Source organism: Streptomyces sp. NPDC037290 (assembly GCF_055603245.1).
The window spans coordinates 1-1297 of the sequence record NZ_JBVJVZ010000150.1; the positions used below are offsets into that span (position 1 = coordinate 1).

1 rRNA gene is annotated in these 1297 nt (G+C 56.3%); it reads left to right on the forward strand.

The annotated features are described in order from the left end of the window. Positions 1-1297: ribosomal RNA gene (locus ACZ7HQ_RS45565) — 23S ribosomal RNA — on the forward strand; the annotation flags it as partial.

Genomic DNA, 1297 nt, shown 5'->3' on the forward strand with positions numbered 1-1297 from the left:
TAGTAGGTGAGTGATGGGGTGACGCAGGAAGGTAGTCCATCCCGGGCGGTGGTTGTCCCGGGGTAAGGGTGTAGGACGTCAGGTAGGTAAATCCGCCTGGCAATAGTCTGAGACCTGATGCCGAGCCGATTGTGGTGAAGTGGATGATCCTATGCTGTCGAGAAAAGCCTCTAGCGAGTTTCATGGCGGCCCGTACCCTAAACCGACTCAGGTGGTCAGGTAGAGAATACCGAGGCGTTCGGGTGAACTATGGTTAAGGAACTCGGCAAAATGCCCCCGTAACTTCGGGAGAAGGGGGGCCACACCCGGTGATCGGATTTACTCCGTGAGCTGGGGGTGGCCGCAGAGACCAGCGAGAAGCGACTGTTTACTAAAAACACAGGTCCGTGCGAAGCCGTAAGGCGATGTATACGGACTGACGCCTGCCCGGTGCTGGAACGTTAAGGGGACCGGTTAGCTTGGATTCGTCCAGGCGAAGCTGAGAACTTAAGCGCCAGTAAACGGCGGTGGTAACTATAACCATCCTAAGGTAGCGAAATTCCTTGTCGGGTAAGTTCCGACCTGCACGAATGGCGTAACGACTTCTCGACTGTCTCAACCATAGGCCCGGTGAAATTGCACTACGAGTAAAGATGCTCGTTTCGCGCAGCAGGACGGAAAGACCCCGGGACCTTTACTACAGTTTGATATTGGTGTTCGGTTCGGCTTGTGTAGGATAGCTGGGAGACTGTGAAGCAGGCACGCCAGTGTTTGTGGAGTCGTCGTTGAAATACCAGTCTGGTCGTGCTGGATGTCTAACCTGGGTCCGTGATCCGGATCAGGGACAGTGTCTGATGGGTAGTTTAACTGGGGCGGTTGCCTCCTAAAGGGTAACGGAGGCGCCCAAAGGTTCCCTCAGCCTGGTTGGCAATCAGGTGTTGAGTGTAAGTGCACAAGGGAGCTTGACTGTGAGACCGACGGGTCGAGCAGGGACGAAAGTCGGGACTAGTGATCCGGCGGTGGCTTGTGGAAGCGCCGTCGCTCAACGGATAAAAGGTACCCCGGGGATAACAGGCTGATCTTCCCCAAGAGTCCATATCGACGGGATGGTTTGGCACCTCGATGTCGGCTCGTCGCATCCTGGGGCTGGAGTCGGTCCCAAGGGTTGGGCTGTTCGCCCATTAAAGCGGTACGCGAGCTGGGTTTAGAACGTCGTGAGACAGTTCGGTCCCTATCCGCTGTGCGCGTAGGAGTCTTGAGAAGGGCTGTCCCTAGTACGAGAGGACCGGGACGGACGAACCTCTGGTGTGCCAGTTGT